The sequence below is a fragment of the Sphingopyxis sp. DBS4 genome (assembly GCF_024628865.1).
GTDB lineage: Bacteria > Pseudomonadota > Alphaproteobacteria > Sphingomonadales > Sphingomonadaceae > Sphingopyxis.
The window spans coordinates 3135795-3151863 of sequence record NZ_CP102384.1 but is presented as its reverse complement, the minus strand read 5'-3'; the positions used below and the strand labels follow the sequence as shown (position 1 = coordinate 3151863).

Below are 16069 nucleotides of genomic sequence, written 5' to 3'. Positions count from 1 at the left end.
CGGAAATCGACAGATTCACTCTGCATATTTTGTTCGGCGCAATCGATCGTGGACAGCAAGTCTTTTTATAAGCGCTTACCATGCGCGATCACGCGCCATATTCGCCAAACGAATGATCGCCGCCAGATGATCGTTCCAACTCTTCATTGCTTCGCGCTTCTCGTCCTTCCAGTCGTGGCGCTGGTAGATACCGGCGACGCCCGCGCGGGAACCTCCGACGTGATTGAGCACAGCTTCGGTCACTTCAAATCGAACGCCTAGCCGTTGAAACCCGGTTGCAAGAGTTCGTCTCAAGTCATGCAGTCGCCAGTCCGGTAACGGTTCGCGGCCGTCTTGCGACATAAGCAGGTCGAGCTTGATCTTGCCTTTGCTATATCCGGTGAACCTTCCGCCCCTGGAGGTCGTGAACATCCTGCCGCTACGCGGCCAGATAGCCGACCCGGCAACCTCGTCGAGGATCGCAACTGCAAGTTCGTTGAGCGGAATTCGGTTGGGCTCGCCATTCTTTGCCCGTTCGCCGGGCAGGGTCCATAGGAGATCTTTACGGTTGAGTTCCTCCCAACGCAGCGACGAAACCTCCTCTCGTCGCTGACCGGTGACGATCAGAAGGCGGATGATGGGTCCGAAACAGGAATGCGTGTTTGGCGCCGCCATCCAGATGCGGCCAAGCTCCTCGTCTGAAAGCCAGCGATCGCGAGGTTTGACCGGGGGCGGGGTTTCCATGCCTTCCATCGGACTCCGATCGATATCTCCCCGGCTGACGGCCCAGCGCAAAAGGCGGCGCAAAACAGCGAAGACGTTACGGATATTTGCGATCTGCGCGCGCGGCATGCGGTCGAAGACGGCAACGATGTCGATTCGCGTAAGATTGGGAAGGGGCTTTGATCCCAAGACCGGCTTTACATGCAGCTCGAGGCTGCGCTTGACGAGGCGCCTCCAGCCTTCTCCAACGCAGGCCTCAGCGAAGCGATCAGAGTAATTATCGAAGGCTAGATCGACCGACTCTCGCCGTCGTTGCCGCTCTGCTTCGCCTGGATCGATTCCCTGGGCGATCAGAATAGCCAGTCGCTCCGCTTCGGCTCTGGCGGTGGCTGGCGTCCATGGCGAGCCATGGCTGCCTATCGTGTAGCGACGCGTCTTAGATTCGCGACCGCCCATTCGGAATTGCAACACGTAAGACACGGCGCCAGCTTTGGTTCGCTTTGCGCCAAAACCCTTTATGCTATCATCCCAAAGAATGTCATGTTGCCCGCTCGAAATGAGAGCATCGACCGACCGTTTTGTGATCTTTCCGCTTGCCATAAATTGGTCTCCCAATACGGCGTTTCCAGCAATCACCCGGCAATCACCGTGGCGGAAATTGCCGCGTAATTGGGGAAAAGATAGCATAGGGAGTGGCTATAAAAAACTAGCCTTTTCAACCCTATAGCACTCCTATATACGCCTCCAGCGAAAATACCACACCTCGTGGCCCTGTGCGCGCGCCTTGGCTTCATAGCGGGTTTCGGGCCAGCCGCCGGGGCGAACGAGGAAATCCTTCGATTCCTGCGCCAGCCATTCGAACTGGTGACGATGGCGCCGCATCATCATCAGCGCGTGGGCGAGATAGACGGGATGGTCGGTGCCGAAGCGGAACTCGCCGCCGGGCTTCAGCTTCGCGGCGATCAGATCGATCGGGCCGTCGTTCATCATCCGCCGCTTCGCGTGGCGGGCTTTGGGCCAGGGGTCGGGGTGCAGCAGATAGGCGAAGCTCAGCGCGCCATCGTCTATGCGGCGCAGCACTTCGAGCGCGTCGCCATGGTGGATACGGACATTGGCGAGCGGCAGGCGCGCGCCGCCCTTTTCGGCGAGATGCGGGTCGCCCGAGACGTGGACGAGCGCCTGGGCGACGCCGTTGACGAAGGGTTCGGCGCCGATGAAGCCATGGTCGGGCAGCATGTCGGCGCGTGCCGCCATATGTTCGCCGCCACCGAAACCGATCTCGAAGTGCAGGGGGCGGTCATAGCCGAACAGTAATTCGGCGGTGACCGGCCCCTCGGCCGGAACCGCGATCTGCGGCAACAGATTGTCGACCAGATCCTGCTGGCCCGCGCGCAGGGGCTTGCCCTTGGCGCGGCCATAGAGGCGGTTGAGGGTGGTCGGATCGCCCGATTTATAAGCTGTCATGGCGCGCGCCCTATATCATATCGTCGCCCCCGCGAAGGCGGGAGCCGCGCTTCTTGTCGGGCGATTCCCTATTTCAGAAACTGCAGCGCATCCACCAGATCGGTGCGCTCCCACGGGAAGGCGTCGCCGTCCGCGGTGCGGCCGAAATGGCCGTAAGCGGCGGTCTGCTTGTAGATCGGCTTGTTGAGGCCGAGGTGGGTGCGGATGCCCTTGGGCGTCAGCCGGACGAGCTGCGGCAGCGCCTGTTCGAGCGCGGCTTCACTCACACCCTCGGCGCCGGTGCCGTGCAGGTCGACATAGACCGACAGCGGCTCGGCGACGCCGATCGCGTAGCTGAGCTGGATCGTGCAGCGGCGCGCGAGCCCCGCGGCGACGATATTCTTGGCGAGATAGCGCGTGACATAGGCCGCCGAGCGGTCGACCTTGGTCGGATCCTTGCCGCTGAACGCGCCGCCGCCGTGCGGGCTGGCGCCGCCATAGGTGTCGACGATGATCTTGCGGCCGGTCAGCCCGGCGTCGCCGTCGGGGCCGCCGATCTCGAACCGCCCGGTCGGGTTGATGTGATAGACGGTGTTCGCGGTCAGCAGCTCGGCGGGCAGCACGTCGGCGATCACGCCGAGCACATATTTGCGAAGTTCCTGATATTTCGCCTCGTCGCCTTCGCCGCTGTGGAAGAAATAGCCCGGCGCGTGCTGGGTCGACACGACGATCGCGGTCGCCTCGACCGGGCGCTCATTGGCGTAGCGCAGCGTGACCTGGCTCTTCGCATCGGGTTCGAGGAAGGGCGCGATGCCCGCCTTGCGGTCGGCCGCCATGCGCTCGAGGATCTTGTGGCTGTAATCGAGCGTCGCGGGCATCAGGTCGGGCGTCTCGTCGGAGGCATAGCCGAACATGATGCCCTGGTCGCCCGCGCCTTCGTCCTTGTCGGCGCTCTCGTCGACGCCCTGCGCGATATGCGCCGACTGGCCGTGGAGGTTGTTCTCGAAGCGGAACTGATTCCAGTGGAAGCCCGCCTGTTCGTAACCGATTTCCTTGACCGTCTGGCGGACGGTGGCCTCGATCTCGTCGAGCGCGCCGGGCGCCCATTCACCGTCCTCGAACACGCCCTTGCAGCGGATTTCGCCCGCCAGCACGACGAGCTGCGTCGTGGTCAGCGTCTCGCACGCGACGCGCGCTTCGGGATCCTTCGACAGGAACAGATCGACGATCGAATCCGAAATCTGGTCGGCGACCTTGTCGGGATGGCCTTCGGAGACGCTTTCGGAGGTGAAGAGGAAGCTGTTGCGCATGGAAGAGGCCTTTTGGGTTATTCGATATAAAGGATGCTTTATGTCGCGCCGCTGTTAGCGTCCGCGCCGCCGAAAGGCAATGGCGGCCGCGAGCAGCAGCAGCGCAAATCCGACCGGCAGCACATTGCCATATTGTGCGAAGAGCGTCGGTGCGTGGGCCCTGGGAACGAAGGTGTCGATACGTCCGGCCGCGTGCATCGGCAGCGAATCGAGGACGCGGCCGTCGGCGTCGACCACCGCGCTGATCCCCGTCGGAGTCGCGCGGATCACGGGCAGCCCCTCCTCGATCGCGCGGAGCCGCGCCTGCGCCAGATGCTGCGGCGGACCCCAGCCTCCGAACCAGGCGTCGTTCGAGGGATTGAAGATGAAATCGGGGCGGTGGGTGCGGTCGACGACCTGCCCCGAAAAGATGATCTCGTAACAGATCTGCAGCCCGACCTGGCCGAAACGGCCGAGATCGAGCGTGTGCGGGCCGGGGCCGGGCCAGAAATCCACGTCGCCCGGCGCAAGGCGCGACAGCCCGATCGCCGACAGGATCGGCCGCATCGGCAGATATTCGCCGTAAGGGACGAGGTGCGCCTTGTCATAGCGCGCGCCGAGCGTGCCGTCGGCGTGGATCGTCATCACCGCGTTGCGCGCGCCGACGACGCTGCCGTCGCGTCCGAGTTCGAGTTTCAGCGCGCCGAGCAGCATCACGTCGTTCGGGTTCATCAGGTCGGTCAGCCGCCCGCGCGCCTCGGCGGGCGAGCGGTCGTAATAGACGGCGGGATAGCCGGTCTCCAGATAATCGGGAATCGCCGCCTCGGGCCACAGGATCAGGCGCGGCGTGTCGTCCTTCGGCGCGGTCAGTCGCGCGAGCTTGGCGAAATTGGCGTCGGCCTTGCCGCCCTCCCATTTGTCCTGCTGGCCGACGTTGGGCTGGACGACGGTGATGGGGGTGCCCCGTTCGGCCAGAGGATGATCCGACTGACGAACCCACGGAGCGATAGCGAATAGGACGAGAAGAACGACGATTGTTGTCGTGTATAGCTTTACGTTAGGCGCCGACTTCGATCGGCGAAGCTGCGCGAACGTTATGAGTTCTCCTGCAAGATAGATTGCAAAACCCGAAAGCCCGTAAGTGCCGATCCATTTCGATAGTAGCGGCAGAACCTCCGTCGGTGCGAGGGTGACACCCAGCGGATTCCACGCAAAGCCCGTGAACATCCAACTCCGCAGCCACTCGGTCAGCGTCCAGAGCGCGGCGAAAGCGAGGATGAAGGAGAGCGTCGCCCCCGTGAAGGCAGGGGCCGCAATCGGCCTTGGGTCATCGGCACTGGACAATCCACCAGCGGCCCCCGCCTGCGCGGGGGCGACGAACTTTTGGACGGCCCACGCCCCCCATGCCGCCAGCGCCGGATACACCGCGAGATAGAGCGACAGCAGCAGCACCGCGACCCACCCCAGCCATGCGGGCATCGCCGCCTGATAGGTGAAAGCGGTCGCGATCCAGTTCAGCCCGATCGTGAAATGCCCGACCCCGAACGCCCAGCCCACGCCGAGCGCGCGCCGGCCTTTGGAGCTCCGCGCGACGAGCGCCATCCAGCCTGCGAAGGCGAGCAAAGTCAGCGGCCAGAGGTTCAGCGGCGCGAAGCCGGTCGCCGACACGGCACCGAGCGCGAGGGCGACAAGCTTCGGCCAGTGATCGGCGAAAGCGATGATGCGGGAAGAGATCGCGGTCACGCGCGCTGCTTTAGCGGCGCGGCGATGCCGCGACAATGACGCTTGCGCGTTTCGGGACGGCGGACGATGAACAGATGTGCCGAGTGCTTGCGACCGATTGCGGACCTATCTTGCATCGTCATCCCGGACTTGATCCGGGATCCATTCTTTCAGCGCCGAATGAATGGATCCCGGATCAAGTCCGGGATGACGAGAATCTGAAAGTCGTGCTCAGCATCTCTTATTTTCGTCATTCCCGCGAAAGCGGGAACCCAGAGTGGGGTTAGCCGACGCACGCTCTGGGTTCCCGCTTTCGCGGGAATGACGAAGGTGAGGAGGGGCAGCTCACCACCCGCAAAAGCGGACCTCAAACCGATCCTCTGCGCATGACGGATGCTCAGCGCGCTTTCGATGGCCCCGCATGGCGGATGATCCGGTCGATCAGTCGCCGTTCCTCGCTCGTCGGTTCGGCGGGTTCGGCGGTGACCTCAGCGGGCTTGCGGCGGCCGAACATCGGGCGACGGACGGGAAGAAGGGGGGAATATCGCATCGGAGCACGCCTTGACCACGCGGCCGCCCCCCGCGCCGCAAAGCCCCCCGGCGCGGATCCTCACGCGCGGCGCCTTACCCGGGGATTAAGGCGTAAGGTTACTGCTTCCTTTGCGGAACCGAAAAGGTGCCGGTGACGCGCCCGTTGGTGCCGCCGGTGATCGGATTGCCGTCGGGGCCGCGCGCCGCGCCGCGCCCGTCGACCGTCGCGCGGCCGCTGTTCAGGTCGATCACCAGCCGCCCGCCGGTCAGGTGATTGCCGCCCTGGTTGAGCTGGACGTTGCCGACCATCGTGATCAGCCTTTTGTCGAGATCATAGATGGCGACATTGCCCTTCGCGGTCTCGTCGCCCTTGTTCACCGTCACTCCGCCGGTCGCGTCGAGGCGGTTGACGTCGGTGCCACCCGAGCGCGTGTAGGCGACGGTCATCCGCGGCGCCTTTACCGTGAGACCCGCCTGCGTCACGGTCACCCCGCCTGCCAGCACGACGCGGTCGGCGCGGTCCTGCACCTCGATGCTGCCGGCGTCGAAATCGACCGGCGCATTGCTGTTGTGGTTGGCGAGTGCCTGCGCCTGCGCCGGGGCGCCGCCGCCGGTCGCGAGGATGCCCAAGCTGGTGAGCGCGAAGCCCGCGCCCGCGAGCATGGCGCTTTTCATCGTCCAAAGCCCCTTCATTTCTTCAGCGCTCCCTGATTGATCCGAAGCTTGGCATTGCCCGACAGGCGCACGACGCGGCTGTCGAGGTCGGCGACAAGCTGGTTGGCCGAAAAATGGCCGATGTTCAACGTGCCGTCGACGCCGCCGGTGCCCGCAAGGCTGCGCCCTTTCAGGTCGATCGCGACATTGCTGGCGTCGATCGCATAGCCGTCGGCGCTGCGCACCTTCACCGTGCCGGGCACCGACACTTTTTCGGTGTCCATATCATATTGCCCCTCGGCGGCGGCGATCGTCGCCGGGCCGTCCTTCAGGCGAATCGCGCCCGAAAGCTCCTGCATCCGCACGATCGGCTCGGCCGAGCTCTTCTGCACCGCGCTCCCCGCGAGCAGGGCAAAGGGCTGACCCTTCGAATCCTGGCCGCGATATTCGGCGCGCGTCACCTTCATCCGCTCGCTCGCCATATCGACCTTGTCCTTGGCGAGGAGGAAGCTGATTTCGGTGCGCTGGGTGAAGGGCGAGAAGACGAGCACCGCGGCGATCACCCCGATGACGAGCGGCAGGCCATAGCGCAGGAGGCGCACGACGCGGTCGTGGCTCGACCCCTTCGCAGCCCACAGGCGGCGCATCGTGCGGTCATGGTCGGCGCGTTCGGACATGATCTTTCAGCGAATCGCTTCTCAGGTGTGCGCGAAAATATCGACTTCGGGCCAGCCCGCGAGGTCGAGCGCCGCCCGGGTCGGCAGGAAATCGAAACACGCCTGCGCCAATCCGGTGCGCCCTTCGCGTGCCAGCCGGGCGTCGAGCACGTCCTTCATCGCGTGAAGGAAGCGCACGTCGCTCGCCGCATAATCGCGCTGCGCGTCCGAAAGTTCCGCCGCGCCCCAGTCGCTCGACTGCTGCTGCTTCGACACATCCTGACCGAGCAGTTCGCGCACCAGCTCCTTGAGGCCGTGGCGGTCGGTATAGGTGCGGATCAGCTTCGAGGCGATCTTGGTGCAATAGACGGGCGCCGTCACCACCCCCAGCGCGTGCTGGATCGCGGCGATGTCGAAGCGGCCGAAATGAAAGATTTTCAACCGATTGGGGTCGGTGAAGATCGCCTTCAGCACCGGCGCGTCATAGCTGCTGCCGGGCTTGAAGCGGACGAGATGCTCGTCGCCCGATCCGTCGCTGATCTGGACGACGCACAATCGGTCGCGCAGCGGGTTCAGGCCCATGGTCTCGGTGTCCACCGCGACCGCGCCGGGGCCCAGCGCGCCCTCGGGCAGGTCTTCTTCGTGAAAATATACGGTCATGGCCCTGCCTTAGGCGAAGGCGCCGCGCCGCTCAATGACTGGTTTCGCGGGGAAGGCCGCAAGCGGCTCCACTCCCCGCAAAGCGAGCAAAATTGCCTATCGCTGCCATGAATTTTCTGTTCGCAGACTGTGGATAATTAGGTTATATATTGCGTTCTTGGCGGCACGGGGCGAGTCTGTGCCCATGGTGAACTGCGTCCCCGTCCGGCGCAAGGAGCCGGTTCAATGGGGTGTGGACGACCGAAAGCGACTAACAGACTATGAGTTTCAACAAGGATCGCCGCGGCCAGCGGGGACGCGGCAAGCGCGATGATTTCGGCAATTTCGACAGCTTTGAACCCGCACCCTATGGCGGCGACAGCTATGGCGGCGGCAATCGTGGCGGCGGCTTCGGCGACCGTGGCGGTTTCGGCGGCGGTGATCGTGGCGGCTTCGGTGGCGGCGATCGCGGCGGCTTCGGCGGCGGACGCGGCGGCGGGATGCCGGCGCAGGTCGTCGGCGAGGGCCAGGGCACGGTGAAATTCTTCAACCCGTCGAAGGGTTTCGGCTTCGTCGCGCGCGACGACGGCGGCGAGGATGTCTTCGTTCACATCAGCGCGGTCGAGCAGGCGGGCCTTCAGGGTCTCGCCTCGGGCCAGCCGCTCGGCTTCACGCTCGTCGAACGCAACGGCAAGGTGTCGGCCATCGATCTCAAGATCGAGGGCGAACCGATGCCGATCGAGGAATTCGCACCGCGTCGCGACGACCGCGGCCCCGGTGGCGACCGTCCGGGCGGCGCCCGCGGCCGGCGCCAGCTCACCGGCGAGCGCACCTCGGGCACGGTGAAATTCTTCAACACGACGAAGGGCTTCGGCTTCATCGCGCGCGACGACGGACAGGCCGACGCCTTCGTCCACATCAGCGCGGTGCAGCGTGCCGGCATGGCCGGCCTCAACGAGGGCGACCGCGTCGCCTTCGACATCGAGGTCGACGATCGCGGCAAGTTCGCCGCGGTGAACCTGCAGCCGGAATGAGCGGCACGCTTCGCTGAAAACGAAAAGGGCGCCCGCGGGCGCCCTTTTTTGTTTCGCGATAATCGACAGCTTTCGACCGATTGCGGACTTAAGATCCTCCTCGGCACGGGGAGGGGGACCACCGAAGGTGGTGGAGGGGCAGGTGCGACATGGCGCGCCTTTTCTGGATCGAAGCGTAAACCGAGGGTGCCCCTCCACCATGCTTCGATGGTCCCCCTCCCCGTGCCGGGGAGGAGCGGCGACGTCCGCTCCCCACCCCAAAGTCGCCTTCACAGCATATATTTCATCCGGATCGTCTGCCGCACCTCGCCCGCGACCGCAAAGCTCGCCGCCTTGAACTTCGGCGGCCCCATGCGGATCGCCGGGTTGCGCGAGAAGCCGAAGCCCTCCTTCGGCAGGAACAGCGCCATGTCCATCCTGTTGTTGCCGTTTTCATCGTGAACGACCGCGATCGCATAGGTGCCGTCGGCGGGTGCATGGACGATGAAGTCGCCCGCATCGACGGCCTTCACCGCCATCCGCACCGACGCCTTGTCCTTGCTGCAATCGGGAAAGGCTTTCGGGTTCGTCGTCAGGCAGACGAGGACCTGCCCCTTGGCATTGCGCAGCCCGGTGATGCTGACCTCAACCGTCGGCGGCGCGCTCGCCGCGGCCAGCAGCGGCAAAAGCGCCCAGCCCGATATCCGTGCCGCACGCCTTGTCCCAGAAACGGAAGTAAAGGCCATAATTCCCCCGATAGGCCGCGTGATGCGCTTCGTGATGCGTCGCGGTTATCAGCCATCGCCCCGCCGGTCCATGGACCAGCGCGCGCGGGAACATCTCCCACCCCATATGGTTGCCGACGCCCATCACCGTCATGATGGCCAGCACAAGCCCCAGCACCGCGACATGGATCGGGATGAGGAATCCCAGCGCCGGGATGACGATCGCGCCGCTGATCGCCTCGACGGGGTGAAAGCTCATCGCCGCCCAGGCGGTCGGCGGGCGGCTCCGGTGATGGACGGCGTGCGCGATGCGGAACAGCCGGGGGCGGTGCATCCAGCGATGCGTCCAATAGAACCAGGTGTCGTGGATCAGCAGATAGGCGAAGAGGCTGGCGGGCAGATACCAGAGCGGAAAGGCGTGGATATCGCTGTAGATGCGCGTCCAGCCGCGCGCCTGCCATCCCCAGGCGACGATGCCCGCGGGCACGCCGTAGATCGCGGCGCTCGCCAGGCTCCACCCGATCTCGTGCCGCATCTGCGCTTCGAGTCCGCGGTAGAGGCCGGGATGCTTCAGCCGCGTCGCCAGCGCGAAGCCGCCGCTGCTGAGCAGATAGCGAACCCCGACGATCGCCGTCATCGCAAGCGCCGACAGCGCGATGGCGGCGGCGGCGCTCATTCTGGCGGCGGGCTCGCGGCGCCTGCGCCGAGGGCGCGCTGCATGAAAACCGTATCGAGCCAGCGGCCCTGCTTCCACCCGCTCGCGTCGAGCCGTCCGGCATGGGCGAAGCCGCAGCGCGCGTGGAGCGCGACCGACGCGGGCTCGGCGCCGCCGATCACCGCGATCATCGTGCGAAAGCCGGCTGCCTCCGCCGCGACCAGCAAGGCTTCGAGCAGCGCCCGGCCGATCCCGCGCCCCTGATGCGCGGGATCGATATAGATGCTGTCCTCGCACGTCCAGGCATAGGCCGGGCGGTCGCGGAACTGGCTCGCATAGGCATAGCCCGCGACCGTGCCGTCTGCGCCGCGCGCGATCAGAAAGGGCCAGCCCTTCGCCCGATGCTCGGAAATCAGCCCCGCGGTGGCGAGCGCGCTGCGCGGCTCGATGTCATAGGTTGCGGTGCCGTGCGCTACATGATGGGCATAGATCGCGGTGACCGGCTTCGCATCGTCGGGCGTCGCGGGGGTGATGAGGGGAGCGGCGTGCATAGGAAAGCGATAGCCGCTGCGCGTCTTGCTCGCTAGGTCTGCTGCATGGCCGTGCCCGAACCCGTTTCCTGCGACATCGCCATCGTCGGCGGCGGGCTTGCGGGCGGGCTCACGGCGCTGGCGCTCGCGCGGCGGCGCCCCGACCTCGACGTGCGGCTGATCGAGCCCGGCGCGGTCGGCGGCAATCATGTCTGGTCCTTCTTCGACGCCGACGTCGCGGCCCGCGACCGCTGGCTGGTCGAGCCGCTGATCGGCCACCGATGGGACGGCTATGCCGTCGCTTTCCCCGCCTATCGGCGCGAGCTTGCGATGGCCTATAACAGCATCACCGGCGAAGCGCTCGCCGAAGCGATCGCCGCTGCGCTGCCCGCCGGACGGCTGATCGCGAAATCGGCCATCCTGCTCGCGCCGCAGGCGGTCGGCTTCGACGACGGCACCCGACTCGGCGCGCGCCATGTCATCGACGCGCGCGGGGTCGGCGACCTGAGCGACATCGATTGCGGCTGGCAAAAATTCGTCGGGCAGGTGCTGCGGATCGAGGGCGGCCATGACCTCGCGCGGCCGGTCGTGATGGATGCGACGGTCGAACAGATCGGCGGCTATCGCTTCGTCTATTGCCTGCCCTTCAATGCGGAGACCGTCTTCGTCGAGGATACTTATTACAGCGACGATGCGGCGCTCGACGTTGCGGCGGTGCGCGATCGGATCGCCGCCTATGCAGACGCGCGCGGCTGGACCGTCACCGCCGTCGAGCGCGAGGAGACGGGGTGGCTCCCCGTGGTGATGGCGGGCGATTTCGATACGCTCTGGCCGAAAGACGATGGCGTGGCGCGGATCGGGGTGCGGGCAGGGCGTTTCCACGCGACCACCGGCTATTCGCTCGCGCAGGCGGTGCGGAGCGCGGCGACGCTTCCGGCGCTGATCGACCGGCCCGATCTCGCGGCGGTGCTGCGCCGCGAGGCCGCTGCCGCGTGGCGGCGCCAGCGCTTCTACCGGATGCTCGGCGCGATGCTGTTCCGCGCCGCCGCGCCCGAGGAGCGCTATCGTGTCTTCGAGCGCTTCTACCGTCTCTCCCCCGGCCTCATCGCGCGCTTCTACGCGGGCGCCTCGACCGCAAGGGACAAGCTGCGCATTCTTTCGGGCAAGCCGCCGGTGCCGGTCGGAAAAGCGCTTGCCGCGCTGGCGAAACTGGATTGGCGATGAAGCGCGCGATCGTCATCGGCGCGGGCTTCGGCGGGCTCGCGCTCGCGATCCGGCTCCAGTCGGCGGGCATCGAAACGACGATCGTCGAGGCGCGCGACAAGCCGGGCGGACGCGCCTACCACTGGACCCGCGAGGGCTTCACCTTCGACGCCGGACCGACGGTGATCACCGATCCGCCGTGCCTCAGCGAGCTTTGGGCGCTGAGCGGGCAGGACATGGCGCGCGACGTCGATCTGATGCCTGTGATGCCCTTCTACCGGCTCGACTGGCCCGATGGATCGCGCTTCGACTATTCCAACGACGAGGCCGCGCTCCGCGCCGAAATCGCGAAGCTGAATCCCGAAGACATCGCGGGCTACGATCGCTTCCTCGCCTATTCGAAGGGCGTCTATGAGCAGGGCTATGTCCGGCTCGGCGCGGTCGCCTTCCTCGACTTCGCCTCGATGGTCCGCGCGGCGCCCGCGCTGATGAAATATCGGGCGTGGCGCAGCGTCTATGCAGTCGTATCCTCTTATGTGAAGGACGAACGGCTGCGGCAGGCTCTGTCGTTCCATACGCTGCTGGTGGGCGGCAATCCGATGACGACCAGCGCCATCTATGCGCTGATCCACACGATCGAGAAGCAGGGCGGCGTCTGGTGGGCGCGCGGCGGGACCAATGCGCTGGTGTCGGGGATGGTGCGCTTGTTCGAGCGGCTCGGCGGCAGCTTGCGCCTCGGCGATCCGGTCGCCGCGATCGAGACGGCGGGCGACCGCGTAACCGGCGCCCGGACGCTGGGTGGCTGGCATGGCGAGGCCGACATGGTGGCCTGCAACGGCGACCTGATGCACAGCTACCGCGACCTGCTCGCCGGGCATCCGCGCGGGGGCAAGGTCGCGCGCGGTCTGACGCGGAGGCGTTGGTCGCCGTCGCTGTTCGTCGTCCATTTCGGGGTAAAGGGCGACTATCCCGGCATCGCGCATCACAGCATATTGTTCGGCCCCCGCTACAAGGGGCTGCTGCGCGACATCTACGGCGGCGTCGTGCCCGAAGACTTCTCGCTCTATCTGCATCACCCGAGCGCGACCGATCGCGGCATGGCGCCCGAAGGTCACGCGACCTTTTACGCACTCGCCCCCGTCGCGCATCTCGGCAAGGCGCAGGCCGACTGGGACGGCGCGTTCGGCGCGCGCTTCGCCGATGCGATATTGGAAGAGGTCGAGCGCCGCGTCCTGCCGGGCCTCCGCGCCCGGCTCGTCACGCGCTTCCATTATACGCCCGCCGATTTCGGCCGCGACCTGTCGGCGCATCTCGGCAGCGCGTTCAGCCTCGAGCCTTTGTTGCGGCAGAGCGCGTATTTCCGGGCGCATAATCGCGACGACCGGATTTCGAATCTTTACTTCGTCGGCGCGGGGACGCATCCCGGTGCGGGGATTCCGGGGGTGGTCGGAAGCGCGAAGGCGACCGCCGCTTTGATGCTGGAAAGCGGCTAGCCCTTTACTTTCCCGTCATTCCCGCGAAGGCGGGAATCCAGCTGGACCCCGCCTTCGCGGGGGTGACGAACAGGAACAGAGTGACGAGATGAAACGCCTTGCCGTCTATTGCGGGTCCGCGACCCCCGACGATCCGATCTATATCGAAACCGCGCGCCACGTCGGCCGCACGCTGGCGACGCGCGGCATCGGCGTCGTCTATGGCGGCGGCCGGCTCGGGCTGATGGGCGCGGTCGCCGACAGCGCGCTGGAGGCGGGCGGCGAGGTGATCGGGGTGATCCCAGATGCGCTCGTCGGGACCGAGATCGCGCATCGCGGCGTCACCGAACTCCATGTCGTTTCGGGGATGCACGAACGCAAACGGATGTTCACCGACCTCAGCGACGGCTTCCTCACCATCCCCGGCGGCGTCGGCACGATGGACGAATTGTGGGAAGCGATCAGTTGGGCGCAGCTCGGCTATCATGCAAAGCCCGTGGGCCTGCTCAACGCGGCGGGCTTCTACAACGATCTGATTGCTTTCAACCGCCGCATGATCGAGGTCGGCTTCATCCGCCCCGCGCACGCCGGGATCATGATCGTCGACGCCGGGATCGACGAACTGCTCGACAAGATGGCGGCCTATCAGCCGCACGAACCGATCTTCGCGATGAAGGCCGACGATCTGTAATGACAGATGCGGGGGGCTATGACGCACAGGCCCTGCACGGCTTTGCGCATGACAGCATCGCGAAGGGCTCGAAGAGTTTCGCGCTCGCCAGTCGGCTGTTCGACCGCGTCACGCGCGAGCGCGTCTGGCTGCTCTATGCCTGGTGCCGCGCCGCCGACGATCTGACCGACGGGCAGGATCATGGCGGCGCGATGGTGCCGGGACACGATGCCGCGGCGGCGATCGGCAGGATTCGCGCGCTGACCGGCCGCGCCTATGCCAAAGAGGTCACCGGCGATCCCGCCTTCGACGCGCTCGGCCTGCTGCTGACCGACGTCGCCATACCGCGCGCGATCATCGACGACATCATCGCGGGCTTCGAACTCGACGCCGACGATTGGCGGCCGCGCAGCGAGGCCGATCTGCTGCGCTATTGCTATCATGTCGCGGGCGCGGTCGGGGTTGCGATGGCGCTCGTCATGGGAATCGATCCCGGGGACGAAACGATGCTCGACCGCGCCTCCGATCTCGGCATCTCGTTCCAGCTCGCCAATATCGCGCGCGACATTGCCGAGGATGCGGCCGCCGACCGCTGCTACCTGCCGGTCGAATGGATGGTCGAGCTCGATATTCCGCCGGGCCAGCACATGCACCCCGCCTTTCGTCCGCGCCTTTCGGTGATGGCGAAATGGTTGTCGGAAATGGCGGCGGATTACGAGGCGTCGGCGCGCTGGGGCGCGCGCAAGCTCGGCCCGCGCAGCCGCTGGGCGGTGCTCGCGGCGGCGGGCATCTATGGCGACATCGCGCGCGAGGTGCGCGCGCGCGGCGACCATGCGTGGGATCATCGCGCCGCGAGCTCGCTCTTCGCCAAATTGGGATGGGTCGCGCGCGCCGGCTGGTCGGTGCTCCGCCGTCCGCCGCAACGGCGGATCAGCCGCGACGGCCTGTGGACGCGCCCGCGCCATGACGGGGCGGCGACGTGAGCCAGCTCGAATGGATCGCAGCGGCCTTCGTGCTGATCAACGTCGCGCTCGTCGCGCTGCGCAGCGTCTGGAACTATCCCTTCGCGCTCGTCGCGGTGACGCTCTACGCCTTCGTCTTCTATGAAGCGAAGCTCTACAGCGACATGCTGCTCCAGGGCTTTTTCCTTGTGCTCAACCTTTACGGCCTGTTCGCCTGGGTTCGCGCGCGGCAGGACAGCGGCATTCCCGTCGGCTGGATGGGCGCGCGTGCGCGCTGGGTCTGGGGCGGCGCGACCGTCGCCGCGTGGATCGGCTGGAGCGCCGCGATGCATCGCTACACCGACGCGGCGGCGCCGTGGATCGACGGCGCGATCGCGATGGCCAGCATCACCGCGCAATGGCTGCTCGCGCGCCGCCGCGTCGAAAGCTGGTTCCTCTGGATTTTCGTCGATCTGATCGCGGTGCCCCTGTTCGCGTGGCGCGGCCTCTATGCGACCAGCGCGGTCTATGTCGTGCTGCTCGGCCTGTCGATCGACGGGCTGATCCAGTGGCGCCGCGCGGCGGCGGCGGGTACGGCGCCGGCATGACCCGCCACATCTGCCTCCACGGCGCCGAAAGCACCGGCAAGTCGACGCTCGCGCCGCGCCTCGCCGCGCGCCTCGGCGCGCTGGTCGTCCCCGAATATGGCCGCACCTGGGCCGAGGCGAACGGCACCGAGTTCGACGAGGCCGCGTTGCTCGCGATTTTCCACGGCCATGTCGCGGCGACGCAGGACGCGCTGGCGCAAAAGCCCGAATGGCTGATTTCGGACACCGACCCGCTGATGACGCAGGCATGGGCGATCATGCTGCTCGGCCGCCGCCTGCCCGAAATCGACGCGTGGATGGGCACCGCCGACCTCTATCTCGTCCCCGCGATGGACCTGCCGTGGCAGGAGGACGGCACCCGCCTCTTCGGCAGCGACCTCGCGCGCCGTCAGTTCATGGACGTCGCCCTCGCCGAGCTCGACCGGCGGAAGCTGCCGTGGGCGTGGGTCGAGGGCGACGGCGATGCGCGACTGGAAAGCGCGCTCGCGGCGGTGCAGGCAGCGGGGCTGGCGTAATTAGAGATGCTGGATGTCGGCTTTTGGGGCGGAGAGCGGCCCCTTCCTAATTTTCGTCATTCCCGCGAAAGCGGGAACCCAGAGCGTGCATCGGCCGATGC

The 16069-nt window shown here is 66.3% G+C and carries 18 protein-coding genes; 7 read left to right on the top strand and 11 right to left on the bottom strand.

Annotated elements, in window-relative coordinates:
• Nucleotides 1–75 precede the first annotated feature (75 nt).
• From NP825_RS15095 to NP825_RS15060, 8 genes are all read right to left on the bottom strand, one after another.
• Nucleotides 76–1389 (bottom strand): site-specific integrase, encoded by a 1314-nt coding sequence (locus NP825_RS15095; RefSeq protein ID WP_231729164.1) that lies wholly within the window; start codon nt 1387–1389, stop codon nt 76–78.
• A 45-nt stretch (nt 1390–1434) separates the two neighbouring features.
• Entirely contained in the window at nt 1435–2166 is a 732-nt protein-coding gene (locus NP825_RS15090; protein WP_257545044.1) for a tRNA (guanosine(46)-N(7))-methyltransferase TrmB, read from the bottom strand.
• A 68-nt stretch (nt 2167–2234) separates the two neighbouring features.
• Nucleotides 2235–3455: a methionine adenosyltransferase gene (gene metK / locus NP825_RS15085; RefSeq protein ID WP_257545042.1), complete on the bottom strand. Its 1221-nt coding sequence runs from the start codon at nt 3453–3455 to the stop codon at nt 2235–2237.
• A 54-nt stretch (nt 3456–3509) separates the two neighbouring features.
• Nucleotides 3510–5177, bottom strand: coding sequence for an apolipoprotein N-acyltransferase (gene lnt / locus NP825_RS15080; RefSeq protein ID WP_257545040.1), 1668 nt, complete (start codon nt 5175–5177; stop codon nt 3510–3512).
• Between the two features lie 376 nt (nt 5178–5553).
• Nucleotides 5554–5706 carry a hypothetical protein gene (locus NP825_RS15075; RefSeq protein ID WP_257545038.1) on the bottom strand — a complete coding sequence of 51 codons (153 nt, stop codon included), beginning with the start codon at nt 5704–5706 and terminating at the stop codon, nt 5554–5556.
• Nucleotides 5707–5804: 98 nt separating this feature from the next.
• Entirely contained in the window at nt 5805–6362 is a 558-nt protein-coding gene (locus tag NP825_RS15070) for an LptA/OstA family protein (protein WP_257545035.1), read from the bottom strand.
• A 14-nt stretch (nt 6363–6376) separates the two neighbouring features.
• On the bottom strand, nt 6377–7018 hold the full coding sequence (gene lptC, locus NP825_RS15065; protein WP_257545033.1) for an LPS export ABC transporter periplasmic protein LptC: 642 nt from the start codon (nt 7016–7018) through the stop codon (nt 6377–6379).
• Nucleotides 7019–7039: 21 nt separating this feature from the next.
• Nucleotides 7040–7657: a ribonuclease D gene (locus tag NP825_RS15060; RefSeq protein WP_257545031.1), complete on the bottom strand. Its 618-nt coding sequence runs from the start codon at nt 7655–7657 to the stop codon at nt 7040–7042.
• Nucleotides 7658–7917: 260 nt separating this feature from the next.
• Between NP825_RS15060 and NP825_RS23575 the strand changes: the two genes are divergently transcribed.
• Nucleotides 7918–8670 (top strand): cold-shock protein, encoded by a 753-nt coding sequence (locus NP825_RS23575; RefSeq protein WP_306997110.1) that lies wholly within the window; start codon nt 7918–7920, stop codon nt 8668–8670.
• A 269-nt stretch (nt 8671–8939) separates the two neighbouring features.
• Here NP825_RS23575 and NP825_RS15045 read toward each other — a convergent pair whose 3' ends face one another.
• The 3 genes from NP825_RS15045 to NP825_RS15035 are packed head-to-tail and all read right to left on the bottom strand — an operon-like array spanning nt 8940 to nt 10580.
• Nucleotides 8940–9335: a DUF2141 domain-containing protein gene (locus tag NP825_RS15045; protein WP_306997106.1), complete on the bottom strand. Its 396-nt coding sequence runs from the start codon at nt 9333–9335 to the stop codon at nt 8940–8942.
• Entirely contained in the window at nt 9295–10050 is a 756-nt protein-coding gene (locus NP825_RS15040; RefSeq protein ID WP_257545029.1) for a sterol desaturase family protein, read from the bottom strand. Before NP825_RS15040 ends, NP825_RS15045 begins: the two co-directional genes overlap by 41 nt.
• Nucleotides 10047–10580, bottom strand: a complete 534-nt coding sequence (locus NP825_RS15035) for a GNAT family N-acetyltransferase (protein ID WP_257545027.1) — start codon at nt 10578–10580, stop codon at nt 10047–10049. The genes NP825_RS15040 and NP825_RS15035 overlap by 4 nt, the downstream gene beginning before the upstream one ends.
• Before the next feature lie 45 nt (nt 10581–10625).
• On the opposite strand from NP825_RS15035, the gene crtY reads away from it, so the two are divergent.
• The 6 genes from crtY to NP825_RS15005 all read left to right on the top strand — a co-directional run bounded on the left by crtY (nt 10626) and on the right by NP825_RS15005 (nt 15968).
• Nucleotides 10626–11783: a lycopene beta-cyclase CrtY gene (crtY, locus tag NP825_RS15030; RefSeq protein WP_257545025.1), complete on the top strand. Its 1158-nt coding sequence runs from the start codon at nt 10626–10628 to the stop codon at nt 11781–11783.
• Nucleotides 11780–13255 (top strand): phytoene desaturase, encoded by a 1476-nt coding sequence (locus NP825_RS15025; RefSeq protein WP_257545022.1) that lies wholly within the window; start codon nt 11780–11782, stop codon nt 13253–13255. The genes crtY and NP825_RS15025 overlap by 4 nt, the downstream gene beginning before the upstream one ends.
• 88 nt (nt 13256–13343) lie before the next feature.
• Complete coding sequence (locus tag NP825_RS15020; RefSeq protein WP_257545020.1) at nt 13344–13925, top strand: TIGR00730 family Rossman fold protein; 582 nt, start codon at nt 13344–13346, stop codon at nt 13923–13925.
• Nucleotides 13925–14887 carry a phytoene/squalene synthase family protein gene (locus NP825_RS15015; protein WP_257545018.1) on the top strand — a complete coding sequence of 321 codons (963 nt, stop codon included), beginning with the start codon at nt 13925–13927 and terminating at the stop codon, nt 14885–14887. Before NP825_RS15020 ends, NP825_RS15015 begins: the two co-directional genes overlap by 1 nt.
• Nucleotides 14884–15453 carry a nicotinamide riboside transporter PnuC gene (pnuC, locus tag NP825_RS15010; protein ID WP_257545016.1) on the top strand — a complete coding sequence of 190 codons (570 nt, stop codon included), beginning with the start codon at nt 14884–14886 and terminating at the stop codon, nt 15451–15453. Before NP825_RS15015 ends, pnuC begins: the two co-directional genes overlap by 4 nt.
• Entirely contained in the window at nt 15450–15968 is a 519-nt protein-coding gene (locus tag NP825_RS15005; protein WP_257545014.1) for an AAA family ATPase, read from the top strand. The genes pnuC and NP825_RS15005 overlap by 4 nt, the downstream gene beginning before the upstream one ends.
• Nucleotides 15969–16069 lie beyond the last annotated feature (101 nt).

What these genes read in the sequence shown, in the direction of transcription:
- NP825_RS23575 (WP_306997110.1), top strand. Translation starts at nt 7,918, where the DNA reads ATGAGTTTCAACAAGGATCGCCGCGGCCAGCGGGGACGCGGCAAGCGC.
- NP825_RS15020 (WP_257545020.1), top strand. Translation starts at nt 13,344, where the DNA reads ATGAAACGCCTTGCCGTCTATTGCGGGTCCGCGACCCCCGACGATCCG.
- NP825_RS15075 (WP_257545038.1), bottom strand. Translation starts at nt 5,706, where the DNA reads ATGCGATATTCCCCCCTTCTTCCCGTCCGTCGCCCGATGTTCGGCCGC.
- NP825_RS15070 (WP_257545035.1), bottom strand. Translation starts at nt 6,362, where the DNA reads ATGAAAAGCGCCATGCTCGCGGGCGCGGGCTTCGCGCTCACCAGCTTG.
- NP825_RS15040 (WP_257545029.1), bottom strand. Translation starts at nt 10,050, where the DNA reads ATGAGCGCCGCCGCCGCCATCGCGCTGTCGGCGCTTGCGATGACGGCG.
- crtY (WP_257545025.1), top strand. Translation starts at nt 10,626, where the DNA reads ATGGCCGTGCCCGAACCCGTTTCCTGCGACATCGCCATCGTCGGCGGC.
- metK (WP_257545042.1), bottom strand. Translation starts at nt 3,455, where the DNA reads ATGCGCAACAGCTTCCTCTTCACCTCCGAAAGCGTCTCCGAAGGCCAT.
- NP825_RS15005 (WP_257545014.1), top strand. Translation starts at nt 15,450, where the DNA reads ATGACCCGCCACATCTGCCTCCACGGCGCCGAAAGCACCGGCAAGTCG.
- NP825_RS15060 (WP_257545031.1), bottom strand. Translation starts at nt 7,657, where the DNA reads ATGACCGTATATTTTCACGAAGAAGACCTGCCCGAGGGCGCGCTGGGC.
- NP825_RS15095 (WP_231729164.1), bottom strand. Translation starts at nt 1,389, where the DNA reads ATGCTATCTTTTCCCCAATTACGCGGCAATTTCCGCCACGGTGATTGC.
- NP825_RS15015 (WP_257545018.1), top strand. Translation starts at nt 13,925, where the DNA reads ATGACAGATGCGGGGGGCTATGACGCACAGGCCCTGCACGGCTTTGCG.
- NP825_RS15035 (WP_257545027.1), bottom strand. Translation starts at nt 10,580, where the DNA reads ATGCACGCCGCTCCCCTCATCACCCCCGCGACGCCCGACGATGCGAAG.
- NP825_RS15090 (WP_257545044.1), bottom strand. Translation starts at nt 2,166, where the DNA reads ATGACAGCTTATAAATCGGGCGATCCGACCACCCTCAACCGCCTCTAT.
- lptC (WP_257545033.1), bottom strand. Translation starts at nt 7,018, where the DNA reads ATGTCCGAACGCGCCGACCATGACCGCACGATGCGCCGCCTGTGGGCT.
- NP825_RS15025 (WP_257545022.1), top strand. Translation starts at nt 11,780, where the DNA reads ATGAAGCGCGCGATCGTCATCGGCGCGGGCTTCGGCGGGCTCGCGCTC.